This window comes from Kitasatospora sp. NPDC127121, from assembly GCF_042677305.1.
Lineage (GTDB): Bacteria > Actinomycetota > Actinomycetes > Streptomycetales > Streptomycetaceae > Kitasatospora.
Genome location: NZ_JBHXTQ010000036.1, coordinates 16,899 through 40,596, shown reverse-complemented (window position 1 = coordinate 40,596; position 23,698 = coordinate 16,899). Strand labels below are relative to the sequence as shown.

The 23,698-nt window shown below is 73.5% G+C and carries 17 protein-coding genes and 3 tRNA genes; 8 read left to right on the top strand and 12 right to left on the bottom strand.

What is annotated here, in order from left to right; all coding sequences use genetic code 11:
• Positions 1-211: 211 nt before the first annotated feature.
• Positions 212-285: transfer RNA gene (locus ACFVHI_RS19425), tRNA-Ile, on the bottom strand.
• Between the two features lie 189 nt (positions 286-474).
• Here ACFVHI_RS19425 and ACFVHI_RS19420 point away from each other — a divergent pair.
• Both ACFVHI_RS19420 and ACFVHI_RS19415 read left to right on the top strand, forming a co-directional pair.
• Positions 475-1,365, top strand: coding sequence for a trypsin-like serine peptidase (locus ACFVHI_RS19420; RefSeq protein WP_380340977.1), 891 nt, complete (start codon positions 475-477; stop codon positions 1,363-1,365).
• 107 nt (positions 1,366-1,472) lie between these two features.
• On the top strand, positions 1,473-2,225 hold the full coding sequence (locus ACFVHI_RS19415) for a serine protease (protein ID WP_063347478.1): 753 nt from the start codon (positions 1,473-1,475) through the stop codon (positions 2,223-2,225).
• A gap of 178 nt (positions 2,226-2,403) precedes the next feature.
• On the opposite strand, the gene ACFVHI_RS19410 is transcribed toward ACFVHI_RS19415, so the two are convergent.
• Both ACFVHI_RS19410 and ACFVHI_RS19405 read right to left on the bottom strand, forming a co-directional pair.
• Positions 2,404-2,476 (bottom strand) — tRNA-Asn (locus ACFVHI_RS19410).
• 61 nt (positions 2,477-2,537) lie between these two features.
• A tRNA-Asn gene (locus ACFVHI_RS19405) sits at positions 2,538-2,610 on the bottom strand.
• A gap of 245 nt (positions 2,611-2,855) precedes the next feature.
• Between ACFVHI_RS19405 and ACFVHI_RS19400 the strand changes: the two genes are divergently transcribed.
• The 4 genes from ACFVHI_RS19400 (at position 2,856) to ACFVHI_RS19385 (ending at position 7,791) form a co-directional block, all read left to right on the top strand.
• Positions 2,856-3,161 (top strand): hypothetical protein, encoded by a 306-nt coding sequence (locus ACFVHI_RS19400; protein WP_380340974.1) that lies wholly within the window; start codon positions 2,856-2,858, stop codon positions 3,159-3,161.
• 107 nt (positions 3,162-3,268) lie between these two features.
• A complete protein-coding gene (locus ACFVHI_RS19395) occupies positions 3,269-4,702 on the top strand; it encodes an FGGY family carbohydrate kinase (protein ID WP_063347479.1) in 1,434 nt (477 codons plus the stop codon).
• A 163-nt stretch (positions 4,703-4,865) separates the two neighbouring features.
• Positions 4,866-6,269: a glutamate decarboxylase gene (locus ACFVHI_RS19390; RefSeq protein ID WP_380340971.1), complete on the top strand. Its 1,404-nt coding sequence runs from the start codon at positions 4,866-4,868 to the stop codon at positions 6,267-6,269.
• A 421-nt stretch (positions 6,270-6,690) separates the two neighbouring features.
• Positions 6,691-7,791 (top strand): DUF2690 domain-containing protein, encoded by a 1,101-nt coding sequence (locus ACFVHI_RS19385; RefSeq protein WP_380340968.1) that lies wholly within the window; start codon positions 6,691-6,693, stop codon positions 7,789-7,791.
• Between the two features lie 38 nt (positions 7,792-7,829).
• On the opposite strand, the gene ACFVHI_RS19380 is transcribed toward ACFVHI_RS19385, so the two are convergent.
• From ACFVHI_RS19380 to ACFVHI_RS19360, 5 genes are all read right to left on the bottom strand, one after another.
• The gene (locus ACFVHI_RS19380) at positions 7,830-9,068 is read right to left on the bottom strand and encodes a sigma-70 family RNA polymerase sigma factor (protein ID WP_380340966.1); all 1,239 of its coding nucleotides are present in this window, start codon (positions 9,066-9,068) and stop codon (positions 7,830-7,832) included.
• A 137-nt stretch (positions 9,069-9,205) separates the two neighbouring features.
• Positions 9,206-11,110: a DNA primase gene (dnaG, locus tag ACFVHI_RS19375; protein WP_063347483.1), complete on the bottom strand. Its 1,905-nt coding sequence runs from the start codon at positions 11,108-11,110 to the stop codon at positions 9,206-9,208.
• Between the two features lie 168 nt (positions 11,111-11,278).
• On the bottom strand, positions 11,279-12,592 hold the full coding sequence (locus ACFVHI_RS19370; protein ID WP_063347484.1) for a deoxyguanosinetriphosphate triphosphohydrolase: 1,314 nt from the start codon (positions 12,590-12,592) through the stop codon (positions 11,279-11,281).
• A gap of 175 nt (positions 12,593-12,767) precedes the next feature.
• Complete coding sequence (locus ACFVHI_RS19365) at positions 12,768-13,733, bottom strand: SGNH/GDSL hydrolase family protein (RefSeq protein ID WP_159398421.1); 966 nt, start codon at positions 13,731-13,733, stop codon at positions 12,768-12,770.
• A gap of 207 nt (positions 13,734-13,940) precedes the next feature.
• Positions 13,941-14,885, bottom strand: a complete 945-nt coding sequence (locus tag ACFVHI_RS19360) for a PAC2 family protein (RefSeq protein ID WP_063347486.1) — start codon at positions 14,883-14,885, stop codon at positions 13,941-13,943.
• Positions 14,886-15,530: 645 nt separating this feature from the next.
• Here ACFVHI_RS19360 and ACFVHI_RS19355 point away from each other — a divergent pair.
• Together ACFVHI_RS19355 and ACFVHI_RS19350 are read left to right on the top strand one after the other, a co-directional pair.
• Positions 15,531-16,259, top strand: a complete 729-nt coding sequence (locus ACFVHI_RS19355) for a GNAT family N-acetyltransferase (RefSeq protein ID WP_380340962.1) — start codon at positions 15,531-15,533, stop codon at positions 16,257-16,259.
• 244 nt (positions 16,260-16,503) lie between these two features.
• On the top strand, positions 16,504-17,499 hold the full coding sequence (locus ACFVHI_RS19350; RefSeq protein ID WP_380340959.1) for a hypothetical protein: 996 nt from the start codon (positions 16,504-16,506) through the stop codon (positions 17,497-17,499).
• A gap of 76 nt (positions 17,500-17,575) precedes the next feature.
• Here the strand turns inward: ACFVHI_RS19350 and ACFVHI_RS19345 are convergent, their stop codons facing one another.
• The 4 genes from ACFVHI_RS19345 to ACFVHI_RS19330 all read right to left on the bottom strand — a co-directional run bounded on the left by ACFVHI_RS19345 (position 17,576) and on the right by ACFVHI_RS19330 (position 23,698).
• Complete coding sequence (locus ACFVHI_RS19345) at positions 17,576-18,091, bottom strand: ribonuclease (RefSeq protein ID WP_380340956.1); 516 nt, start codon at positions 18,089-18,091, stop codon at positions 17,576-17,578.
• A gap of 247 nt (positions 18,092-18,338) precedes the next feature.
• Positions 18,339-21,047 carry a pyruvate, phosphate dikinase gene (ppdK, locus tag ACFVHI_RS19340; protein WP_063347491.1) on the bottom strand — a complete coding sequence of 903 codons (2,709 nt, stop codon included), beginning with the start codon at positions 21,045-21,047 and terminating at the stop codon, positions 18,339-18,341.
• Between the two features lie 564 nt (positions 21,048-21,611).
• A complete protein-coding gene (gene dusB / locus ACFVHI_RS19335; RefSeq protein WP_363369980.1) occupies positions 21,612-22,781 on the bottom strand; it encodes a tRNA dihydrouridine synthase DusB in 1,170 nt (389 codons plus the stop codon).
• 128 nt (positions 22,782-22,909) lie between these two features.
• The gene (locus tag ACFVHI_RS19330; protein ID WP_063347493.1) at positions 22,910-23,698 is read right to left on the bottom strand and encodes a DUF4097 family beta strand repeat-containing protein; all 789 of its coding nucleotides are present in this window, start codon (positions 23,696-23,698) and stop codon (positions 22,910-22,912) included.

Genomic DNA, 23,698 nt, shown 5'->3' with positions numbered 1-23,698 from the left:
CCCGGTGGACGGACGGCACCACTCGGCCGGGACGCTGCCGACAGCCCGGGGGCGAACCCCTAGCCGTGTCCACTGGCGGGTGAATCCCGGCGCGCCGAGCCCTGAGCGGCTGGCCGATGCTCTACAGTTCCGACCGGAACTGGAGCCGTTCTGCCAGATCAAGCCACTGTTTTGTCTGATGATCGATCCAACGATCGATCAGTGGCTGAGGTGGGGCGGGTGGGACTCGAACCCACGACCAAGGGATTATGAGTCCCCTGCTCTAACCGGCTGAGCTACCGCCCCGGTTCGCCGCGTGCGCCGGTCGTCGACCACGGCAGCAGCAGACGGCCCCGAAAGGACGTCCCGGGCAGCATAGCCGGTCGATCACCCGTGGTGCGCGCCGGGGGCGCGCACGGGTGCGCACAGGCGTGCGCCTGTCCTGGTTGCGCAGTTCGGGTGGCGCCCGGACGGCCCCACGGGCAGCCTGGACGGATGACGACACGTGGGACGGGAGCCGCCGCCGGGGCGCTCGCGGTGCTGCTGGCCGCGGCGGGCTGCACCACCTCGGCCGGGCCCGGCGGGGGCGCGCCGACGGTCAGCTCGGCTCCGGCCACCCCCTCCACCCGCCCCTCCACCCGCCCCTCCGGATCCGCCTCAGCCTCCGGCGGCGGCCACGGCTGGAGCCGGCAGCGGCTCAGGGGAGCCGTCGCCAGGCACACCGGGGTCACCCGCACCGCCAGGCCCACCGTGCTCAACGGCCTGGTCGGCGCCGTCTTCACCCGCAACGCGGACGGCGACCACTTCTGCACCGCCAGCGTCGTCGACAGCGCCGGGCTCAACCTCATCGTCACCGCCGCGCACTGCGTCTGGGACCCCCAACTCGGCCAGCGCAGCGACCTCGTCTTCGTCCCCGGCTACCGCAACGGCGACACCCCCAGCGGCGTCTGGCCGCTGATCGCCGTCACCGTCGACGACGGCTGGAAGGACCACGCCGACCCGGACGTGGACGTCGCCTTCGCGGTCGTCCAGGCCCAGAACGGGCAGCAGGTGCAGCAGGTGCTCGGCGCCAACAAGCTGGGCGTCGGCCTCGGCTACCAGCTGCCCGTGCGGATCACCGGCTACCCCGGCACCAGCGACGTCCCGATCACCTGCGCCAACAACACCACCGAGCAGAGCTCCACCCAGCTGCGGATCGACTGCCCCGACTACACCGGCGGCACCAGCGGCAGCCCCTGGGTGACCGACTTCGACCCGAGCACCAGGACCGGCACCGTGGTCGGCGTGATCGGCGGCTACCAGCAGGGCGGCGACAGCCCGGACACCTCGTACAGCAGCTACTTCGGCGACCGCGTCCAGGCGCTCTACGACCGGGCCACCGGCTGACCGGAGGGGCGGCAGTGGCGCCGCCGGGCACGGCCTGATAGATCTTCCTCTCGAACGGCGGAACGCACGAACCCGGTGCCCGCCCCGAGGAACGAGACGGAGCCCCGATGGCCCCCCGCCCGGCACGGCCCCCGCGCGCCGCACGGACGGTCGCGCTGGCGGCCCTGCTGCTCGCCGCCGGAACCGCGTGCGACGGCGGCGAGCAGGACCAGGCGCCCGCCGCCGAGGTCGCGCAGCAGAGCAGCACCCGCGACCGGATCGGCACCCTCTCGGTCCGGACGGCGCAGGGCCCCCGGGCCTGCACGGCGAGCGTCGTCCGCAGCCCCAGGCACAACCTGCTGGTCACCGCGGCGCACTGCGTGCAGAACCGCCGGATCGGCCTGCTGGACGGCCTGGTGTTCACCCCCGGCTACCGCAACGGCTTCATCCCGTACGGCAGTTGGCCGGTGAAGTCGATCACCGTCGACCCGCGCTGGGCGGACGACGACGACCCCGAGTACGACGTGGCCTTCGTCACCGTGGGCACGGTCGGCGGGAAGCAGGTCGAGGACTCCGTCGGCGGCAACCCGATCGCCACCGGCCAGGGCTTCGGGCTGGCCGTCTCGGTGACCGGCTACCCGAACGAGCGCGACGAGCCGATCACCTGCGCGGCCAGGACCCGCTCGCAGAGCCCGACCCAGGAGCGCTTCGACTGCGACGGCTACACCGACGGCACCAGCGGCAGCCCGTGGGTGACGGACAGCGGCACGGTCGTCGGCGTGATCGGCGGCTACCAGGAGGGCGGCGAGACGGCCGGCACCTCCTACAGCGTCACCTTCGACCAGCGGGTCTCCGCGCTCTACCGGGAAGCGACCGCCTGAGCCCGGGAGGCGACCACCCGAACCCGGGCGGCGACCGTCTGAGCCCCAGAGGCGACCACCCGAGCCGCCCGGCCGTCGCGAGGTGACGAACGGCGCGACGTGACGAAGGCAACACGAAGGCCCCCCGGTCATCCGAGGGGCCTTCGCTCTGAGCAGTCACCGGGCGGACCCGATGAAGCTCCCGCATTTGGACTCGAACCAAAAACCTGCCGGTTAACAGCCGGCTGCTCTGCCAATTGAGCTATGCGGGATCGCGGTACCGAACTTCCGTACCACGGACGGGAGGAGGCCTCTTGCAAGACCTCTCCCGAGCTCCCCCAATTGGACTCGAACCAATAACCTGCCGATTAACAGTCGGCTGCTCTGCCAATTGAGCTATGGGGGATCGGCTTCCGCCTCGGCCCCCGGTTCCCCGGGCTCCTCGGCGCTCGCTGCGGGACATACATTAGCGCACTCGGGGGGGTGGTCCGCCAATCGCTTTCGCCGGACCGCTCCCCGGACCGCCCCCGGGCTCCCGCCCGGCGTGCCCGGCGCGCGCCCGGCACGGCCCCCGGGGATGCTGGGGGGCACGGACGGTTCGCCGTCCCGACGGACGGGTAGGGCAATGCGGCAGAAGGCCGCCAGGAGAGGGTGGATCCGATCATGTGGAAGCTGTCGTTGGCCGCGGGGTTCGCGGCCGGCTACGTCCTGGGCTCCCGGGCCGGGCGCCGGCGCTACGACCAGATCACGAAGGTCACCCGGAAGATCGCCCAGAACCCCACGGTGCAGGGCGCGGCCGACCGAGCCCGGCAGCAGGCCGGCGCGGTCGCCGGGAAGGCCGCCGGCGCCGTCGCGGACAAGGTCGGCGACCGGCTGCCGAACGCCGTCACCGACCGGGTGCCGTACTTCAACCGTTCCCGGGCCGAGGACGACGGCTGGGGTACCTTCCGCCCGTGACGGGACGGTGACGCCAGGGTGTACCAGGGCCCTGCGTCCGGTCCCGAACGGGCAACACCTCACCCGGCCCGGACGCGTCCCGGGCCGGGCTGAGGCATGATCTCGACATGGCCATCGTCGCGGGGATAGACAGCTCGACCAACCGCACCCGGATCGTCGCGTGCGACGCCGACACCGGCGCCGTCCTGCGCTCCGGCAAGGCACCGCACCCCGTCCCCGAGGACCCGGACACCCGCCCCGGCGAGGCCGACCCGCAGCTCTGGCTGCACTCGCTCGGCGACGCCGCCGCCGGCGGCCTGCTGGAGGGCGTCCGGGCCATCGGCGTCAGCGCACAGCAGCACGGCATGATCGGCCTGGACGCGGGCGGCGTGCTGGTCCGGCCGGCGATCCTCTGGAACGACCCGCGCTCCAGCGGCGCCGCCGCCAAGCTGCTGGACGCGCTCGGCGGCCCGGCCGCCTGGACCGCCGCGATCGGCGCCGTCCCCAGCCCGACCTACACCATCGCCAAGCTGCGCTGGCTGGCCGAGTTCGAGCCGGCCAACGCCCGCCGGGTGGCCGAGGTCCTGCTGCCGCACGACTGGCTGGTCTGGCAGCTCCTCGGCCACCCCAGGCGCCGCACCACCGACCGGGGCGACGCCTCCGGCACCGGCTACTGGTCCCCGATCACCGGCGAGTACCGGCAGGACCTGGTCGAGCTGGCACTCGGCCACGAGCTGCGGCTGCCCGAGGTGCTCGGCCCCGCCGAACCCGCCGGGCACACCCCCGAAGGCCTGCTGATCTCGGCCGGCACCGGCGACAACATGGCCGCCGCGCTCGGCCTCGGGCTGCGCCCCGGCGACGCGGTGGTCTCACTCGGCAGCGCCGGAACGATCTTCGCCGTGCACGACCAGGCCGTGGTGGACGCCACCGGGCTGATCTCCTCCTTCGCCGACGCCGCCGGCCGCCACCTCCCGATGGTCGCCACCCTCAACGCCGCCCAGGTGCTCCGCGCCACCGCCGCCATGCTCGGCCGGGACCTGGACGGCCTGAGCGACCTCGCCCTGCACTCCTCCCCCGGCGCGTACGGGCTGGTGCTCCTCCCCTACCTGGACGGCGAGCGGACGCCGGCCCTCCCGCACGCGGCCGGCACCCTGACCGGCCTGCGGGCCGAGTCGATGACGCCGCAGCACCTGGCCCGGGCCGCCGTCGAGGGCATGCTGTGCAACATCGCGGACGCCCTCGACGTGCTGCGCGCCCAGGGCGTCGCGGTGCGGCGGGTGTTCCTGCTCGGCGCGGCCGGGCGGCTGCCCGCCGTCCGGCACATCGCCCCGCCGCTGTTCGGCGTCCCGGTCGTGGTGCCGCCGCCGGGCGCCCACGCCGCCCGCGGGGCCGCCCGGCAGGCCGCCTGGGCGCTGGCCGGCACCCCGGAGCCGCCGGAGTGGGAGCTGCCGGACGCCGAGACCGTCGAGCCGGACGGGGAGCAGGACCTGGCGATCGGCTCGGCAGTGCGCCAGCAGTACCGCGCCGCCCGCGAACAGATCCACCCGGAGACGGCGGCCTGAACCCGGCTGCGGCGGCCTGGAGGCGGCCCGCGGCGGCCTCACCGGCCGGGGACGGCAGCGCCCGACCCCGACCCCGACCCCGGCCGGTGAAGATGCGTCACCCGGCGGCCGGTGGCAGCGTGGGACGGGACACGGCCACCGACATGAAGGGCGGCAGGACTCCATGGCGCTGCACAAGGGGGCCCGCAACGACCGCCGGCTGAGCATCGGGCCGCTCGTGGGCGCCGCCGACCCGCTGGGCTCGATGAAGCTGGCACCGCCGCTGCACCGGCTCGGCGAGGGGCCCGTCACGGCCGACACCGCGTACCAGCTGATCCACGACGAGCTGATGCTGGACGGCAACGCCCGGCTCAACCTGGCGACCTTCGTCACCACCTCGATGGAGGCGCAGGCCGCCCGGCTGATGACCGAGTGCCTGGACAAGAACATGATCGACAAGGACGAGTACCCGCAGACCGCCGAACTGGAGCGGCGCTGCGTGGCGATCCTCGCCGACCTCTGGCACGCCCCCGACCCGGACGCCACGGTCGGCTGCTCCACCACCGGCTCCAGCGAGGCCTGCATGCTGGCCGGCATGGCGCTCAAGCGCCGCTGGATGCACCGCAACGCCGAGCGCTACGCGGCCGGGGCCCGGCCCAACCTGGTGATGGGCGTCAACGTGCAGGTGTGCTGGGAGAAGTTCTGCACCTTCTGGGAGGTCGAGGCCCGCACCGCGCCCATGGAGGGCGGGCGCTTCCACCTCGACGCCGAGCACGCGGTCGCGCTGTGCGACGAGGACACCATCGGCGTGGTCGGCATCCTCGGTTCCACCTTCGACGGCTCCTACGAGCCGATCGCGGAGATCTGCGCGGCCCTGGACGACCTCCAGCAGCGCACCGGCCTCGACGTCCCGGTGCACGTGGACGGCGCCTCCGGCGGCATGGTGGCGCCCTTCCTCGACCCCGAGGTGGTCTGGGACTTCCGGCTCCCCCGGGTCGCCTCGATCAACAGCTCCGGGCACAAGTACGGCCTGGTCTACCCCGGCGTCGGCTGGGCCCTGTGGCGCGACCAGGAGGCGCTGCCGGAGGAACTGGTCTTCCGGGTCAACTACCTCGGCGGCGAGATGCCGACCTTCGCGCTCAACTTCTCCCGCCCCGGCGCCGAGGTCGTCGCGCAGTACTACATCTTCCTGCGGCTCGGCCGGGACGGCCTCCGGGCCGTCCAGGGCGCCTGCCGCGAGGTCGCCACCCACCTGTCCGGGGCGATCGAGCACATGGGCGGCTTCCGGCTGCTGACCCGCGGCGACCAGTTGCCGGTCTTCGCCTTCACCACCGCCGACGACGAGCCGTTCGACGTGTTCGACGTCTCGCGGCGGCTGCGCGAGCGCGGCTGGCAGGTGCCCGCGTACACGTTCCCCGAGAACCGGACGGACCTGTCGGTGCTCCGGGTGGTCTGCCGCAACGGCTTCTCGCTGGACCTCGCCGACCTGCTGCTGGCCGACCTCTCCCGGCTGCTGCCGGAGCTGCGGCGCCAGCCCGGCCCGCTCAAGGAACTCGGGGTGCCGACCCGGTCGGGCTTCCACCACTAGGGCCTGGGGCCGCCGGGGCGTGAACACGGCGGGGCGTGATCACGGTGGGGAGAGCGCTGCGAAGCGCCCTCCCCACCGTGCGTCCCGGACGAACCGGGGCAGCCTCCCCCCGCGAGGCTGCCCCGGCCGGTGGGGGAATCGGGACGTGCTGCCGGAGCGGGGACCGGTGACCGGTCCGCGTCCGAACGACGCCGTCGGGCGGCGAACCGCGCCGACCAGAGAACTGTGCACGACGGACACGTGCACATGCGAGCGTTCCCGGGGGTTGTGAGACACTTCCGTCCGTCTCAGCGCCATGACCTGGGGTTTGGGACGCCGGACCGGTGAGTTTGGAGAAGCGGAGACACCCGAACGGCCCGGGCCGGAGCCCGTTCCGCTCTCCCCGTCCCCCCGTTCCCGTCTCGCATCGTTGGAAGGCCCCATGGGTTCCGCCTGGAAGAACCTGCCCGAAGAGCTGTCCGGACCCGCCCGGCTCCTGGCCGAGGAGCTCCGGGCCATCAAGGACGCCGCCGGACTCTCGCTGTCCGAGCTCGCCGCCCGGACGCACTACAGCCGGGCCTCCTGGGAGCGCTGGCTGAACGGCAAGCGGGTCATCACCGGGCAGGCACTGGAGGCGCTGACCAGGGCGGTGGACTGCGACGGGCCGGCCCTGCGGGCGCTGCGGGAGCAGGCCGTGGCGGGGCCCGAGGAGGACGGCGGGCCCGGCGCCCCGGAGGAACCCGCCGCGCAGGCGGCCCCCGAGCAGCCCCGGGCGGCGCAGCCCCCGACGGACCGGACCGGCGCGCCCGCCACACCCGCTGCCTCCGACGTACCCGATGTGACCGATGTGACCGTCGCACCCAGCGAGCCCGGCGGCGCCGTGACGGCACCCGTGACGTGGTGGCGGCGCCCGGCGACGCTGCTGACCGGCGCCGCCCTGCTGGTGTCCCTGCTGGTGCTGGTCGGCCTGCGGGCCACCCGGCACCAGGAGCAGCCCCAGACCGTCGCCGAGCCCGTCCCGACCGCCACCGCGGCCAAGCCCGTCCCGGGCGCTCCCGTCTGCCAGGCCGTCGGCTGCGCGCACAAGGACCCCAAGGCCACCGGCTGCGGCAAGGACGCCCGGACCCTGCAGACCGACGTCATCGGCAAGGTCGTCGTCTACCTCCGGTACAGCCAGACCTGCCAGGCGGCCTGGGCGGCGATCACCGAGGGCGAGCCGAACGACTACGCGACCATCACCGACGACTCCGGCCAGAGCGAGACGGCGCTCATCCACTGGGGCTACGACAACTACTCGTCGATGCTGGACGCGGCCGACCCGGCCGTCACCTTCCAGGTCTGCGGGTACCAGCCGGCCGGGCACGTCTGCACCTCGCCCGTCTCCGGCCTGGCCGCCGTGGTGGCCTCCACCCCGATCCCGATCGGCCCCGCCTCGCCGCCCCCGGGCACCGGCCCGGACGCGGCGGCCACCGACCCGCCCTCCCCGGCACAGCCGACCGACACACAGCCCGCCACCGCGCAGCCCTCCCCAGGCCGGTCCTAGGGTCCCCAGCTGGTCCCGGCCGGGGACCGGCGGGCCGCTCAGTCGAGATACCCGCGCAGCTGCGCCGCGAAGGCGTGGTCGCGGAGCTTGATCAGCGTCTTCGACTCGATCTGGCGGATCCGCTCCCGGGTCACGCCGAACACCGTGCCGATCTCCTCCAGCGTGCGCGGGCGGCCGTCGTCCAGCCCGTAGCGGAGCTGGACGACCTGGCGCTCCCGCTCGCCCAGGGTGGCCAGGACGGCGTCCAGGTGCTGGCGCAGCAGCAGGAAGGTGGCGGACTCCGCAGGTGAGGCGGCGTCGGCGTCCTCGATCAGGTCGCCGAGCGCGACGTCGTCCTCCTCGCCGACCGGGGTGTGCAGCGAGATCGGCTCCTGGGCCAGCCGGAGCAGTTCGCGCACCCGCTCCTCGGTCAGCTCCAGGGCGGCGGCGATCCCGGCCGGGGTCGGTTCCAGCCCGCGCTCCTGCAGCAGGGCGCGCTGCACCCGGATCACCCGGTTGATCAGCTCGACCACGTGCACCGGCACCCGGATCGTCCGGGCCTGGTCGGCCAGCGCCCGGCTCATCGCCTGCCGGATCCACCAGGTCGCGTACGTGGAGAACTTGTAGCCGCGGGCGTAGTCGAACTTCTCCACCGCCCGGATCAGGCCCAGGTTGCCCTCCTGGATCAGGTCCAGCAGGGTCAGTCCGCGGCCGACGTAGCGTTTGGCGACGGACACCACGAGCCGCAGGTTCGCCTCGATCAGCCGGCGTTTGGCGATCCGGCCGCGCACCACCAGGGTGTCCAGTTCGCGGGCCGGCGGGTCGGACGGCGGGGGGTCGCCGTTCAGCCGCTCCTCGGCGAACAGGCCGGCCTCGACCCGGCGGGCCAGCTCCACCTCCTCGGCGGCGGTGAGCAGGCGGACCCGGCCGATCTCGCGCAGGTACTGGCGGAGCAGGTCCGGCGCCGGGCCGGCGTCGCCCTCGGCCTGCGGGCGGGGCTCCTCCTCGTCCCCGTCGCCGGGCTCCGGGTTCTCGGCGTCAGGCTCCGGGTCCTCGGCGTCGGGGTCCGTCTCCGGGGCCTCGGGGTGGCCCTGCGGCACGCCGCGGGCGCCGTCCGGGGGCGCGGCCCCGGCCCGGCCGTGGTCCGTCTCCCGGTCCCCGGCCGGGCCGGCGGGGTGCGGTCCGGTGCCGGCGCCGGGCGGTGCGGCGGTCAGCGCGCCGGTCGGTGCGGCGGTCGGTGCGGCGGTCGGGCTGGAAGTCGGGCTGGAGGTCGCGGCAAAGCCTCGGTCCACGGGCATCCCTCGGGGCGGGCGCGACTCTGGCGGACCCGCGCTGAACGGAGGTGGGACGCCCTCCAGTGTGCGGTACGCCACACTCCGTGGCCGAGACTCGTGCGTCGACTTTTCTGGGCCGCTCCCACGGCCCCGCCGCGCTCCTACAGCGCCGCCGCGCCCTGGCTGCGGAGCTGCTGGCCGTACTGCTGGAGCTGCCACAGCTCGGTCTGCACCGCGTGCTGCTGCTCGGCATCGGCCCGGTGGCCGAGCCGCTGCAGGTAGCCGCGGACCTCGGCGATCCGCCGGTCCACCGCCAGCAGGCGCAGCTTCACCAGGAACTCCCCGGCGTAGACCGCGTCCACCTTCCGGCGGGAGCGCACCGGCTCGACGGTCAGCTCGGTGACGAGCGAGCGCACCTGGTCGTCCGGGGCCGCCTCGCGCACCACGCTGGTGAAGTCGGGCAGCGTCGCCCCGTACGCGGCACCGCCGGCCTTGGCGATGGCCTGCCGGACGGCCGTGTACGGCAGGGTGGGGAACTCGTCCTCGCCGTAGTGGTCGAAGGCCGGGCTGACCAGGTCCGGGTGCTGGAGCGCCAGCTTGAGCAGCTCCCGCTCGACGAACTGGGCCGGGTCGCGCGGGTTGAGCCGGAAGGCGGGCTGCGCCGGGCGCACCGGCGCGGGCTCGGCGCGGCGGCCGCGGTCGGCGCCCCGGGGGTTCTGCTGGCGCTCGCGGTCCCAGCGGGCCAGCTGGGAGACCCGGCGGACGACGAAGGGCTCGTCCAGGATGCCGAGCATGCCGGCCAGGCGGACGGCGTACTCGTGCTGGATCGAGCGGTCCTTGATCTTGGCGACGATCGGGGCCGCCTCCTCCAGGGCCGCCGACCGCCCCTCCGGCGTCTCCACCCGGTGCTTGGACACCGCCGAGACCAGCGCGAACTCGAACAGCGGGACGGGGTTGTCGATCAGCTGCTTGACCGCTTCGTCGCCCTGGGCCAGGCGCAGTTCGCACGGGTCCATGCCGCCCGGGCTGACCGCGATGGAGGTCTTGGCGGCGAACTTCTGGTCGTCCTCGAAGGCCCGCAGGGCGGCCTTCTGGCCGGCCGCGTCGCCGTCGAAGGTGAAGACCGTCTCGCCGCGGTACTGCGAGGTGTCCATCAGCAGCCGGCGGATGATCTTGATGTGGTCCTCGGCGAAGGCCGTACCGCAGGTGGCCACCGCCGAGGTGACCCCCGCCAGGTGGCAGGCCATCACATCGGTGTAGCCCTCGACCACGACCGCGCGGCCCGACTTGGCGATCTCCTTCTTCGCCAGGTCGATGCCGTACAGCACGTGCGACTTCTTGTAGATCGGCGTCTCGGGGGTGTTCAGGTACTTCGGGCCGTTGTCGTCCTCGCGCAGGCGGCGGGCGCCGAAGCCGACCACCTCGCCCGCGATGTCCCGGATCGGCCAGACCAGCCGGCCCCGGAAGCGGTCGATCAGGCCGCCGCGCTGGCCCTGCGAGGCCAGGCCGCCGAGCAGGATCTCCTTGTCGGTGAAGCCCTTGCCGCGCAGGTAGCGGACCAGGTGCTCCCAGCCCACCGGGGCGTAGCCGACGCCGAAGGTCTTCGCGGCCTCCTCGTCGAAGCCGCGCTCGGCCAGGAAGCGGCGGCCGATCTCCGCCTCCGCCGAGGCCAGCTGCTCCCGGTAGTAGGCGGCGGCCACCTTGTGCGCCTCGACCAGGCGGGTCCGCTCGCCCTGCTGGTGGCGGGGGCTGTAGCCGCCCTCCTCGTAACGCAGGGTGATGCCGGCCTGGGCGGCCATCCGCTCGACGGCCTCGGCGAAGGTGAAGTGCTCGATCTTCATCAGGAAGGCGATGGTGTCGCCGTTCTCCTGGCAGCCGAAGCAGTGGAAGACGCCCTTGGCGGGGTTCACGTAGAACGAGGCGGACTTCTCGTCGTGGAAGGGGCAGACGCCCTTGTACTCGCCGCCGCCACCGTTGGTGAGCTGAACGTAGTCGCCGACCACGGCGTCGATCGGCAGTGCGCTGCGCACCGCTTGTACGTCTTCGTCCCTGATCCGCCCGGCCACCCCGGAAGTCTACTGGGGTGGCCGGGGTTTCCCGGCGGGCCGGTCGTGCCGGGCCGGTTGCACTGCGCGCGGTCGGGCGCCGGGCGGTTGCGCTTGAGCGGTCGGACGCCGGGCGCCGGGCGGTTGCGCCCGAGCAGTCGGACACCGGGCGCCGGGGCCCGCGGGCGGTCAGGCCCAGGCGGCGCCGACGAGCCTGGCGTGCAGGGCGAGGGCGGAGGCGTCGGTGAGGGTGGCGATCTGGTCGATGACCGCGCGCAGGGCGGCCCGGTCGTCCTCGGCCTCGCGGTAGAGCGCGCCGAACACCGGGTCCAGGCCCTCGGGGGCGCGCTGGGTGAGCACGTACGCCAGCTCGGCGATCACGATCCGCTGGCGGGCCCGCAGCTGGGCCTGCTCGTCGCGCTGCATCACGAAGCGGACGGCGACCGCCTTGAGCACCGCGACCTCCAGCCGGACGCCCCGCGGCACCACCAGCTCGGCCGTGTACCGGGTGAGCCGGCCGGGGCCGTAGCGGGCCCGGGTGGCCTGCTCGGCGGCCAGGCAGAAGCGGCCGATCAGCTGGCTGGTGAGGTCCTTCAGCCCGGCCCGGGCGCGGGCCGTGCCGTCGTACTCCTGGGGCCACCGGTCCTGGCCGAGCAACCGGTCGAGGGCGGCGGCCAGCTCCTCCGGCTCGGCGTCCGGGGCGTAGCGCTCGGCGACCTTGAAGAGTTCGGCCCGCTCGCTCGGCGCGCGCAGCGCGGCCGGGTCGATGTGTCCGGCCTGGAGGCCGTCCTCGACGTCGTGGGTCGAGTACGCGACGTCGTCGGACCAGTCCATGACGGTGGCCTCGAAGCACTTGCGCCCGGCCGGGGAGCCGGCCCGCAGCCAGCGGAACACCGGCAGGTCGTCGGCGTAGACGCCGTACTTGGGCGAGGCCGGGTCGGTGGGGTGGGCGCCGCGCGTCCACGGGTACTTGGTGGCGGCGTCGAGGGCGGCGCGGGTCAGGTTGAGGCCGACGCTGCGGCCGGGCCAGGGGGCGAGCCGGGCGGCGGGGTGCTCGCCATCCGGGGCGAAGCGCTTGGGTTCGAGCCGGGTGAGGATGCGCAGCGACTGCGCGTTGCCCTCGAAGCCGCCGCAGGCCTCGGCGGCCTGGTCGAGCGCCTCCTCGCCGGTGTGGCCGAACGGCGGGTGGCCGATGTCGTGGGCCAGGCAGCCGGCCTCCACGAGGTCCGGGTCGCAGCCCAGGGCGGCGCCCAACTCCCGCCCCACCTGGGCGCATTCGAGGGAGTGGGTGAGCCGGGTGCGGGGGAAGTCGCTGCGCATCGGGGCGACCACCTGGGTGGTGCCGGCCAGCCGCCGCAGCGCCGCCGAGTGCAGCACCCGGGCCCGGTCGCGCTGGAACGCCGTGCGGCCGGGGCGCTTGTCCGGTTCGGGGACCCAGCGGGCCTCGGCGGCGTGATCGTACGGGAGCGGGGCGGCGGCGAGGCGGTGCGCGGTGTCATCCATATGCCCCTCACGGTACGCCGAGCCCCCGACAGCCAGGGTGTGCCGCGCACGAAGGAGTGTGGGCCGGAGCGTGAATCCTGCGGTACGCGCTGGTGTCCGCCCCGGCCCGGGTTGCGCGCCGGTGGCCGCCCCGGCTCGCCGCCTGCGGTCCGGCCCCGGCCCCCGGCCTCCGGCCTCAGCCGCGGACGGCCTTGAGGACGGCGGCGGCCACCGCCTCCTGCCCCTTGGCGTTGGGGTGGATCGCCGCCAGGCCCGGGGCCGGGAACGGCGGTTCGACCCAGCGGGTGGCCTCGCCCGCGCACATGTCGTGCCCGGCCGAGGGGGCGGCCGCGTCCACGAACACCGCGCCGGCGCCCTCCGCCCGCCGCTTGAGCATGCCGTTGAGCTGCTGCTCCTTCTCCGAGAGGAAGCCCAGGTCCCCGGCCGCGACCGCCTTGCCCAACACCTGTCGGCAGCCGGCCGGGTCGGACGGGAGCAGCGTCGGGTACCCGATCACGTACACCCGGGCCTGCGGGGAGCGGTGCTTGATGTCCTGCAGGATCCGGCCGAGTTGCTCACCGGCCGCGTCGACCTTGCGCTGCACCTCGTCGGTCCCGCCGGAGGCGTAGTGCTCGCGGCAGGGCGAGGGCGCGCGGGTGGCGCCGACGATGCCCTTCACCGCGTCCACCAGGTTCTCCTTGGCGCACTCCTTGACGACCTCCATGAAGCCCGCGTCGTTGCCGCCGATGCCGACCGTCACCACGCGGGTGGCCGGGGTCAGCGCGTCCAGTTGGGGCGGGTTGGTGCCGTGGTCGGTCTCCTGGGCGCCGGTCAGGTCCCCGGTGCGGGCGCCGCTGCAACTGACGTCCTGGAACTGGCCGGCCGGCAGCCCGAGCCCCTTCGCCACCAGGGACGGGTAGTTGACCCCCGAGCGGGAGCAGCCCTTCGGCTCGCCCACCTGCGGGGCGATCTTCAGGCCGGCGGTGTACGAGTCGCCGAGGGCCACGTACGGGCCGTTCGGCGGCGGCGTGGACTTGGCGTTCTTGCCGGGCAGCGCGCCCGCGAAACCGTCCGTCCCGCCGTCCGCGGGGGTGCACCCGGCGAGCAGCAGCGCGGCGAGCCCGGCCGTCAGGGCGACGGCCGGGCGGATGGTCCTGGACATGGTCGTGGGCATGGCATCCCCCCGGGGGATAGGCGTCACAGGCAGCTCCGTACGGCGGCGCGTCCCCCGACGCCGCCAGCACCAACGAACGGGGCCCGCGAATGACTCCCGTGACTCCCGGCCGCCGCCGACCCGGCCGGTTCCCGCCCCTGCGGGGCCGATTCCGTGCCGGTCCTACTCCCCGCCCGGGCCCACTCCGCGCCGTACCTACTCCGCGCCGCGCTCGTGCTCGGCCAGGAACTGCTCGAAGCGCCGCCCCAACTCGTCCGCCGACGGCAGGTCCACCGGTTCGGCCAGCAGGCTCTCCCGGCTCTCCGCCCCCGCCACCGCGTCGTACTGGCCCTCCATGCCGCGGATCGCCGAGCGCAACTCGCCGTCCCCGTGCGCCAGCTGCTCCTCGATGTCGGCGTACACCTCGCCGACCCGCTCGCGCAGCCGGGTGCCGGGCAGCACCAGGCCGGTGGCGGACTGCACCGCCTCCAGGATCAGCACGGCGGCCGCCGGGTACTCCGAGCGCGCCACGTAGTGCGGGACGTGCACGGCGAAGCCCAGCACGTCATGCCCGGCCTCGGCCAGGCGGTACTCCAGCAGCGCCTGGGCGCTGCCCGGGACCTGCGCCTGCTCGAACCACTGCGGGTAGCCGGCCGCCAGGTCGAGCCGGTTGCCGTGCGGGGTCAGGCCGACCGGGCGGGTGTGCGGCACGCCCATCGGGATGCCGTGGAAGTCCACCGCCAGCCGGACCTCGAAGCGCTCCACCAGCTCGCGGACGGCACCGGCGAAACGCTCCCACTCGACGTCCGGCTCGGGGCCGGTGAGCAGCAGGAACGGCGCGCCCGCGCCGTCGCGGACGAGCTGGAGCAGGATCTCCGGCGGCTCGTAGGACGCCCACTGGTCCCGGTCGAAGACCATCGCGGGGCGGCGCGCCCGGTAGTCGACCAGGCGGTCGTGGTCGAAGCGGGCCACCACCTGCGGCGAGCCCGTCTCCAGGAGGTGGGCCACCACCTGGCCGCCGGCCTCGCCGGCGTCCATGAAGCCCTCGAAGTGCTGGAGCAGCACGAGGCCCGCACCGGTGTCGCGCAGCTCCGCGGTGGCCGCGGCCACCGCGGCCACGCCCTGCTGATCCAGCTCGTACAACGCCTGGAAGTCACGCACCGCGCACCCAACCCCGTTCTCTACTCGTCACGACGTACCGGCTTCTCGTCCTCTCCAGCGTGCCGGGCGCCGCCGGAATTCCCGACCCGCCCGTCGGCGGGGTCGGCGGCCTCCCCGGACCGCTCCGGACCATGATCGCACCCGGGTGGAAAGCCCCTGGTCACGGGTGTTCAACGGCCCGTCCGGGGGCGGGTCGCAGCGGCCCGCACCGCCATTCGCGTGCCGCGAAGTGACGCACCGCCTTCTGACGGGTATCGTCCTCTCGCTGCCTCGCATCGTCGCGTCGTCGTCACGTCGTCCCGTAACGCCGTCGGCCACGTCCCGGACCGGTGTTCGGCCAGCCCACACGACGCATCTTGCCTTCATCTGGCCGCCTGTTTCCTTCGCGCTCCCGTTTCCTCATCGGCCATCTCGCGGACGCACACTGTCCCCTCGCTCATCCCCGCCGGACCGGTCCGTGGACCCGAGTCCGTTCCGGCACCGCGCTGCCCGCCTCCGGGCCGCCGCCCCCGCCCCGCCCGACCGGCTCTCCGGCGTGCGCGGGTACCGGCGGGCGTGCTCCGGGGCCGGGGCGACTGTCCCTGCCTCCCGAGCCGTACCCCGGCACGGTAGGCACCCTCCGACCGATGAAGGACCGAAGGTTCCGTGCCCGTACCTGTCATCCTCACCGGCCGCACCGTGCGGCTGGAGCCCCTCGCCGCGCACCACGCCTCGGCCATCGCCGAGGCCGGCGCCGAAGACCGTACGACCTACGCCTTCACGCCCGTCCCGCACGGCCTCGAAGCGGCCCGCGACTACATCGCGCGCGCCCTCGCCGACCAGGCCGCGGGCCGGTCGCTGCCGTTCGCGACGGTGAACGTGGCAACCGGCCGGGTCGTCGGCTCCACCCGATTCCTGGAACTCGACTACTGGCAGGGGCCGATGGTCTGGCCGCCGGTGCCCGGGGTCCCGTTCGGCGACCCGGCCACGGCCGTCCCGGACGCCGCCGAGATCGGCAACACCTGGCTCTCGCCGCGTGCCCAGGGCACCGGCATCAACGCCGAGGCCAAGCTGCTGATGCTGCGCCACGCCTTCGAGACCTGGGGGGTGCAGCGGATCTCGCTGCGCGCCGACGCCCGCAACCAGCGCTCGCGCACCGCCATCGAGCGGCTCGGCGCCACCTCCGAGGGCGTCCGCCGGGCCCACTCGCGCGGGCTCGACGGGGTGGTGCGCTCGACCGCGTTCTACTCGATCCTCGACGACGAGTGGCCCGCGGTGCGGGACATCATCGAGCTGCGGATCGCCGCCGCCACCTCGCCCAGCGCCCCGGATCCGGCGATCAACCAGGAGTGCCTTAGACACGGCGGCGGCCCCGGGCATCTGATCACCGCCTGACCCGGACGCCTGCTCACGGCCCGAAGGGGGCTACGGCCGCCACCCGTAGCCCCCGGCGGCCAAGCCGAGGACCTCGCTCTCCGGGGCGGCTCGGCGCGGGGCCGGTGGGTGGGCCGGTGGGTGGAGTCGTCATATGGTCCCCAGCTCAGCGGTTCGGCCGGTGCTCCGTCAACCTCATTCTCACAGGCTCCCCCGACGAGCGATGTTTCGCATACATCCGACCCTGGTGGGCAGCACCCCGGGCATGACCCGCGTGAACCCGCTCGACCCCGTCGTGCTGCTCGGCGCCGACCAGCAGCACATCGTCACCCGGGCGCAACTGCGCCGGCTCGGCGTGCCGTCCGGCACCATCGCCCACCGGCTGCGCCCCGACGGGCCGTGGCAGCAGGTGCTGCCCCGGGTGATCTGCCTGCAGTCCGGCCGATTGACAGCGCACCAGCGGCTGCGCGCCGCGCTGGCGTACGCGAGCCCCAAGGGGCGGGCGCCGCAGGCCGGGGAGGTACTGCTGACCGGGGACGCGGTGCTGGCCGACGCGGGGCTGCCGAGCGCCGGGCACCCGGCGGACCTGGCCCGGATCGACGTCCTGATCCCCGCCCAACGCCGTGTCGTCGACCGCGAGTTCGTCCGGATCCACCGGTCGGCCGGGCCGCTGCCGGGCGGCTTCGAGCGGGACGACGGGCTGTGGAGCACCACCGTCGCCCGGGCGCTGGCCGACCTCGCGCCGGGCGAGACCGGGCAGCGCCGGTTCCGGGCGCTGTGCGCGGAGGCCGTCCAGCGGCGGCACTGCGAACTCGGCGAGCTGCTGGACCACTTGCTGGCCCGGCCGGGCGCGCTCGGGCTGCCGCAGGTGGCCCGGGTGGTGGAGGACCTCACTGTCGGAGTGCGGTCGGTGGTGGAGGGCGAGGCCCGCGAACTCCTGGCGCACGCGGGCCTGCCCGAGCCGTTGTGGAACCCGGTGCTCTTCCTGGACGGCCGCTTCCTCGCCGTCCCGGACGCCTACTGGCCGCACGCCTGCGTGGCGTTGGAGATCGACTCCCGCGCCTGGCACCTGCGCCCCGCCGACCACGAACGCGGCCTGGCCCGTGCCAACCGGCTGACCGCCGTCGGGCTCCCCGTGGTCCGCACCACCCCGGTCCAGCTCCGGCGCGACCCCGTCCCGGTGTTCCACGAGCTGACCGCCCTCCTCACCACCGGCCCGCACGGCCCCCACCGCCGGGTCAGCTGGCGCCGGGCCCGGTGAGGGCCGCGGGCGCGGTGCGGTCGGGTGCTCGGTGCGGGCCGCGGGCGCGGTGCGGGGCATCACACGGTGCGGGGTGTCAGCAGCGCGGGTCGATCTCCTGGAAGGTCGCGTAGTGGTCCGGCGACCAGTACTGCTCGCCGGAGCCGCCGGTGACCACGCGGCGGGTGCCGCGGTCGTTGGAGCCCGGGGTGACCACGGTGAACTCGTGGTAGTAGCCGCCGGACTTCTTCGGCAGGCGGCTCTCGCGGTTCTCGAAGACGATGCCGTCGCGGTTGTACGGGTACGGGCCGTTCTTGGCGATCAGGCCGAGGGTGTCCTGGGCCTGGCTGGGGAGCTTGCTGCGGCAGACGTCGGCGAGCGCCGGGTCGGCGGGCACCCAGGTGCCGCTCGGGGCGGGGGTGCCGCCGGCGGGCGGGGACGGCTTGGGGGCCGAGGACTTGGGGGCCGAGGCGCCCGCCGAGGTGGCGGTGGAGCTCGCGGCGGCCTTGGGGTGGCTGCTGCCGCCCTTGCTGGCGAGCAGGTACCCGATCCCGGCGACGAGGGCCAGGATCAGGACGGCCACGACGACGAGCGGGCTTTTACGTCTGGTCATGCGCCCCAGCTTGGCAGGCGCGCGGGCGCCGCCCGGCCAGCTACACACGTGGCCGCCGCCACATCCGGCCGGACGGGGAAGGCCGGCTGGGAAGCGCGGCCGGGCACAGGCGGACGGCCGGGGAAGGACCGCCCGGCCGTTGTTACGTACGCCGGTTCTCCTGCGCCGAGCTCCGGTGTACGCCCTCCCGGTGGGGAGGGAAGCGGTCAGTCCGGCCCGCGGCCGAGGAGGGGATGCCTACCCTCTCTCAGCGCGGGTCGCTGCCCGCCGTCTCGATGGCGGCGCGGCCTGCCTCCAGGCGCGCCACCGGGATCCGGAAGGGGGAGCAGGAGACGTAGTCCAGCCCCACCTCGTGGAAGAAGTGGACCGAGTCCGGGTCGCCGCCGTGCTCGCCGCAGACGCCGAGCTTGAGGTCGGGGCGGGTGGCCCGGCCGGCCTCGACGGCGTGCTTGACGAGCGCGCCGACGCCGTCGCGGTCGATGGTCTCGAACGGGGAGACCCCGAAGATGCCCTTCTCCAGGTAGGCGGTGAAGAACGAGGCCTCCACGTCGTCCCGGGAGAAGCCCCACACGGTCTGGGTGAGGTCGTTGGTGCCGAAGGAGAAGAACTCGGCGGCCTCGGCGATCTGACCGGCGGTGACGGCGGCGCGCGGCAGCTCGATCATGGTGCCGAGCTTGATGTCCAGCTGCACGCCGGTGGACTGGGCGACCTCGGCGAGCACGCGCTCGCACTCGTCGCGGACCAGCTCCAGCTCCTGGACGGTGCCGACCAGCGGGATCATCACCTCGGGGCGCGGGTCCGCGCCGGCCAGCCGGCGCTCGGCGGCGGCCTCGGCGATGGCGCGGACCTGCATGCCGAACAGGCCGGGGATGACCAGGCCGAGGCGGACGCCGCGCAGGCCCAGCATCGGGTTCTGCTCGTGCAGCTTGTGCACCGCCTGGAGCAGGCGCAGGTCGTTCTCGTTCGGGTCCTTTCGGGCCTCGGCGAGGGCGACGCGCACCGACAGCTCGGTGATGTCCGGCAGGAACTCGTGCAGCGGCGGGTCGAGCAGGCGGACGGTGACCGGCAGGCCGTCCATGGCCTGGAAGAGCTCCAGGAAGTCGCCCTTCTGCAGCGGCAGCAGGGTGGAGAGGGCGAGCTCGCGGTCCTTGTCGTTGTCCGCCAGGATCAGGTGCTCGACCTCCTTGCGGCGCTCCTCGCCGAGGAACATGTGCTCGGTGCGGCACAGGCCGATGCCCTGGGCGCCGTAGCGGCGGGCGCGCCCGCCGTCCTCGGCGTTGTCGGCGTTGGCGCGCACGGCGAGCCGGCGGCGGACGTCGGCGTGCGCCATCAGCCGGTGGACGGCCTGGACGAGTCCGCCCTGGACGTCGGCGCCGGCGTGCAGGGTGCCCTCGAAGTACTCGACGACGGGGGACGGCAGGACGGGGACCTCGCCGAGGTAGACCTTGCCGGTGGCGCCGTCGATGGAGACGACGTCGCCCTCCTCCAGCACCAGGCCGGCGGCGGTGGTCATCCGGCGGCGCTTGGTGTCGACCTCCAGCTCCTCGGCGCCGCAGACACAGGTCTTGCCCATGCCGCGGGCGACGACGGCGGCGTGCGAGGTCTTGCCGCCGCGCGAGGTGAGGATGCCCTCGGCGGCGATCATGCCGTCCAGGTCGTCCGGGTTGGTCTCGCGGCGGACCAGGATGACCTTCTCGCCGGAACGGGACCACTTGACGGCGGTGTAGGAGTCGAACACGATCTTGCCGATGGCGGCGCCGGGCGAGGCGGCGAGGCCCCAGGCGATCTGCTGGGACTCGGCGTTCGGGGCGAAGCGCGGGAACATCAGCTGCGAGAGCTGGCCGCCGGTGACCCGCATGAGGGCCTCGTCCAGGTCGATCAGGCCCTGGTCGACCAGCTGGACGGCGATCCGGAAGGCCGCGGCGGCGGTGCGCTTGCCGACGCGGGTCTGCAGCATCCAGAGCTTGCCGCGCTCGATGGTGAACTCGATGTCGCAGAGGTCGCGGTAGTGGTTCTCGAGCGTCTGCATGATCGTCATCAGCTCGTCGTACGACTTCTTGTCGAGCTTCTCCAGCTCGGCCAGCGGCAGGGTGTTGCGGATGCCGGCGACGACGTCCTCGCCCTGGGCGTTGGACAGGTAGTCGCCGTAGACGCCCTGGGCACCGGTGGAGGGGTCGCGGGTGAAGGCGACACCGGTGCCGGAGTCCTCGCCGAGGTTGCCGAAGACCATGCTGCAGACGTTGACCGCGGTGCCGAGGTCGTTCGGGATGCGCTCCTGCCGGCGGTACAGGCGGGCGCGGTCGCCGTTCCAGGAGTGGAAGACGGCGTGGATGGCGAGGTCCATCTGCTCGCGCGGGTCCTGCGGGAAGGCCCGGCCGGTCTCGCGCTCGACGATGCCCTTGAACACCTCGACGAGTTCCCGGAGGTCGGCAGCGTCCAGGTCCAGGTCGTTGACGGTGCCCTTGGCGTGCTTGGCCTCGTCGAGGGCCTCCTCGAACAGCTCGCCGTCGACGCCCAGCACGGTCTTGCCGAACATCTGGACCAGGCGGCGGTAGGAGTCCCAGGCGAAGCGCTCGTTGCCGGACTGGGCGACGAGACCGACCACCGAGGCGTCCGAGAGGCCGATGTTCAGGACGGTGTCCATCATGCCGGGCATGGAGAACTTCGCGCCCGAGCGCACCGACACCAGCAGCGGGTTGTCGGGCTGGCCGAGCTTCTTGCCCATCTCCTGCTCGAGCGCGTCCAGGTGGGCGCTGATCTCCTGGTGGAGCGAGGAGGGCTCGCTGCCGGTCTCCAGGAAGACCTTGCAGGCCTCGGTGGTGATGGTGAACCCCGGAGGGACGGGGAGGCCAAGGTTGGTCATCTCGGCCAGGTTCGCGCCCTTGCCGCCGAGAAGGTCCTTGAGGTCCTTGTTTCCTTCAGTGAAGGAGTAAACAAACTTCTGCTGGGACGGCACGGGTCGGTCTCCTCGTACGCGGTTGCCCTGACGCCGGAGAACATACCCATTTCGAAGGTTCTTCTCTGCCCCGAATAGGCCGTACGAGGCCGGTACCCGGGGGTAACCCGATAGATCGAATGCACATAAAGGCGTTCACCTCTGTTGGTGAAATCGTCCGGATGACGCTAGCCCGCCTTCAAGTCTTGAACGAAGAGAAACATGAAGATCGCACGATTCGGACGCTGGGTAGCGGTCGCGGGTCGCCCGCGTTGCCCCGGCTTGATTTCCTGCACTCGGATCGGCCGATCACCGGCCCACCGGCTTCGGGAAGCGATTCACAGTCGACCTGTCCATTTCGTCCACTGACCCGCCGTCAGGCGCCACCGCATGTGGCAAGCGTCACCAGCGCATCTCACCGGTCGAACGTAGTCCACCTCCGCCGATCGTCGCACTCCGTCCAGAAACGTGCCCGTTCCGTGACATCGGACCGCCGAAAAGGAGCCCTCCTGTCCAGATTGGACAAGAGGGCTGGGACCGAGTGGCAGTGGGCCCCGGAGGGCTGATTTCGCCACTACGGACATATCATCCGCCAGAGGTGTCCGATTCGGCGTCCGCGCCCGGTCGGGCGCAGTCGTACGGATCGTCCAACCAGCCCTCGGGCAGCACCACCCGGTTGTTGCCGGCGGTACGCCCGCGCGGGCCGTCCGCACCGGCCGGCCAGGCCTGGGACTGCTCCACCAGGGCGAGGGTTTCGGCCAGTTCGGCCAGGGAGGAGGAGTTGGCGAGCTTCACCCGCAGCTCCGAGCCGACCGAGAAGCCCTTGGTGTACCAGGCGACGTGCTTGCGGAAGTCGATCACGCCGCGCGCCTCGTCCCCGATCCACTCGCCGAGCAGCTGCGCGTGCCGCACCATCGCCCGCGCCACGTAGCCGAAGTCCGGACGGGCGTAGTCGACCTCGCCCTCGAAGATCGAGACCAGGTCCCGGAACAGCCACGGCCGGCCCAGGCAGCCGCGGCCCACCACGACACCGTCGCAACCCGTCTCCCGCATCATCCGCAGCGCGTCGTCCGCCGACCAGATGTCCCCGTTGCCCAGCACCGGGACGTGCGCCGGAACGGACTCGCGCAGCCGGGCGATCGCCGACCAGTCGGCCGTCCCGCCGTAGTGCTGGGCGGCGGTGCGCCCGTGCAGGGCGATCGCGGCCACGCCCTCCTCGGCGCCGATCCGGCCGGCGTCCAGGTAGGTGAGGTGGTCGTCGTCGATGCCCTTGCGCATCTTCATGGTGACCGGCAGGTCGCCCGCGTTGGCCACGGCCTCGCGCAGGATCTCGCGCAGCAGGTTGCGCTTGTACGGCAGCGCCGAGCCGCCGCCCTTGCGGGTCACCTTGGGGACGGGGCAGCCGAAGTTGAGGTCGATGTGGTCGGCCAGGCCCTCGTCCGCGATCATCCGGGCGGCCTTGCCGACCGTCACCGGGTCCACGCCGTACAGCTGGATCGAGCGCGGCTTCTCGCTGGCGTCGAACTTGATCAGCTGCATGGTCTTGGCGTTGCGCTCGACCAGGGCCCGGGTGGTGATCATCTCGGAGACGTACAGACCTTTTCCGCCGCTCTGCTCGCGGCAGAGGGTGCGGAACGGCGCGTTGGTGATGCCGGCCATCGGCGCCAGCACGACGGGCGGCCACACCCGGATCGGGCCGATGTCCAGCGGCGCGAACTCGGCGTCGGGCGCGGTGGGTGCGGGCGTGGCTGTCATGCGCGGCTGACCTCGGGGCAGGGGAACGGGACTCTCCATTGTCCCCCACCCGGGTCAGCCCCTGTTTCCGGGCCGCTCCGGGCCTCCCCGGACCGCTCCAGGCCGCCCCAGGCCCCTCCAGGCCTTCTCTAGGCCGGGTCGATCGTGATCGAGCCCGAGGCGACCGAGCCGTGGATCCGGTTCGGGCTGGCCGGGTCCGCCAGGCTCGGGTCGATGTGGCGGCTGCCGCTGCCGACCTCGCCGCTGAAGGCGTAGTGGGAGTCCTGCGGCAGGGTCAGCTTCACCGAGCCGGACGTGCTCTTGGTGTCCACCGACCGCGGCGCCTTGGAGAAGGCCAGGTCGACCGCCCCCGAGGTGGTCTCCGCGTACACCTGCTCCGAGCTCAGGTCGGTGCCCTGCACCATCCCGGAGGTGGCGTGCGCGTACACCTGCCCGGACGTGCCGATCAGTTTCAGCTCGCCCGAGGTGAGGTCCATCCGGACGCCGCCGCTCAGGCCGTCCACCTCGACGCTGCCCGAGCTCACCTGCCCCGACACGTCGGTACCGGCCGGCACCTCCAGCTCGATCTGGGCACCGCAGCCGAAGTCGGCGAACGGCAGGACCTTCCGGCACTCCATGCCGACCGTGAGCACGTCACCGTCGAAGGTGGTCGACACCGACGGCTTGCGCACCGTCCAGTCCAGGTTCTGCCGGACCACCACCCGGCCGTCCCGGCCCGCCCTGATCCGCACCGAGGCGCTGCCGGTGTCCAGCCGGAGCTTGTGGATGACAACGTTGTACGGCTGCATCGAGGTCGTCTGCTGCTGCACCACCATCGCCCAGGTCTGCATCCCGGCGCCGATCATGACGACCGCGATCGCGAGCGTCCCGGTGGTGCGCCAGGCCTTCCGCCCCCACGCCTTCGTCGGTCCGCCCAC

What these genes read in the sequence shown, in the direction of transcription:
- ACFVHI_RS19390 (WP_380340971.1), top strand. Translation starts at nt 4,866, where the DNA reads ATGGCGCTGCACAAGGGGGCCCGCAACGACCGCCGGCTGAGCATCGGG.
- dusB (WP_363369980.1), bottom strand. Translation starts at nt 22,781, where the DNA reads ATGACAGCCACGCCCGCACCCACCGCGCCCGACGCCGAGTTCGCGCCG.
- ACFVHI_RS19420 (WP_380340977.1), top strand. Translation starts at nt 475, where the DNA reads ATGACGACACGTGGGACGGGAGCCGCCGCCGGGGCGCTCGCGGTGCTG.
- ACFVHI_RS19395 (WP_063347479.1), top strand. Translation starts at nt 3,269, where the DNA reads ATGGCCATCGTCGCGGGGATAGACAGCTCGACCAACCGCACCCGGATC.
- ACFVHI_RS19415 (WP_063347478.1), top strand. Translation starts at nt 1,473, where the DNA reads ATGGCCCCCCGCCCGGCACGGCCCCCGCGCGCCGCACGGACGGTCGCG.
- ACFVHI_RS19385 (WP_380340968.1), top strand. Translation starts at nt 6,691, where the DNA reads ATGGGTTCCGCCTGGAAGAACCTGCCCGAAGAGCTGTCCGGACCCGCC.
- ACFVHI_RS19370 (WP_063347484.1), bottom strand. Translation starts at nt 12,592, where the DNA reads ATGGATGACACCGCGCACCGCCTCGCCGCCGCCCCGCTCCCGTACGAT.
- ACFVHI_RS19380 (WP_380340966.1), bottom strand. Translation starts at nt 9,068, where the DNA reads ATGCCCGTGGACCGAGGCTTTGCCGCGACCTCCAGCCCGACTTCCAGC.
- ACFVHI_RS19350 (WP_380340959.1), top strand. Translation starts at nt 16,504, where the DNA reads ATGACCCGCGTGAACCCGCTCGACCCCGTCGTGCTGCTCGGCGCCGAC.
- ACFVHI_RS19345 (WP_380340956.1), bottom strand. Translation starts at nt 18,091, where the DNA reads ATGACCAGACGTAAAAGCCCGCTCGTCGTCGTGGCCGTCCTGATCCTG.
- ACFVHI_RS19365 (WP_159398421.1), bottom strand. Translation starts at nt 13,733, where the DNA reads ATGTCCAGGACCATCCGCCCGGCCGTCGCCCTGACGGCCGGGCTCGCC.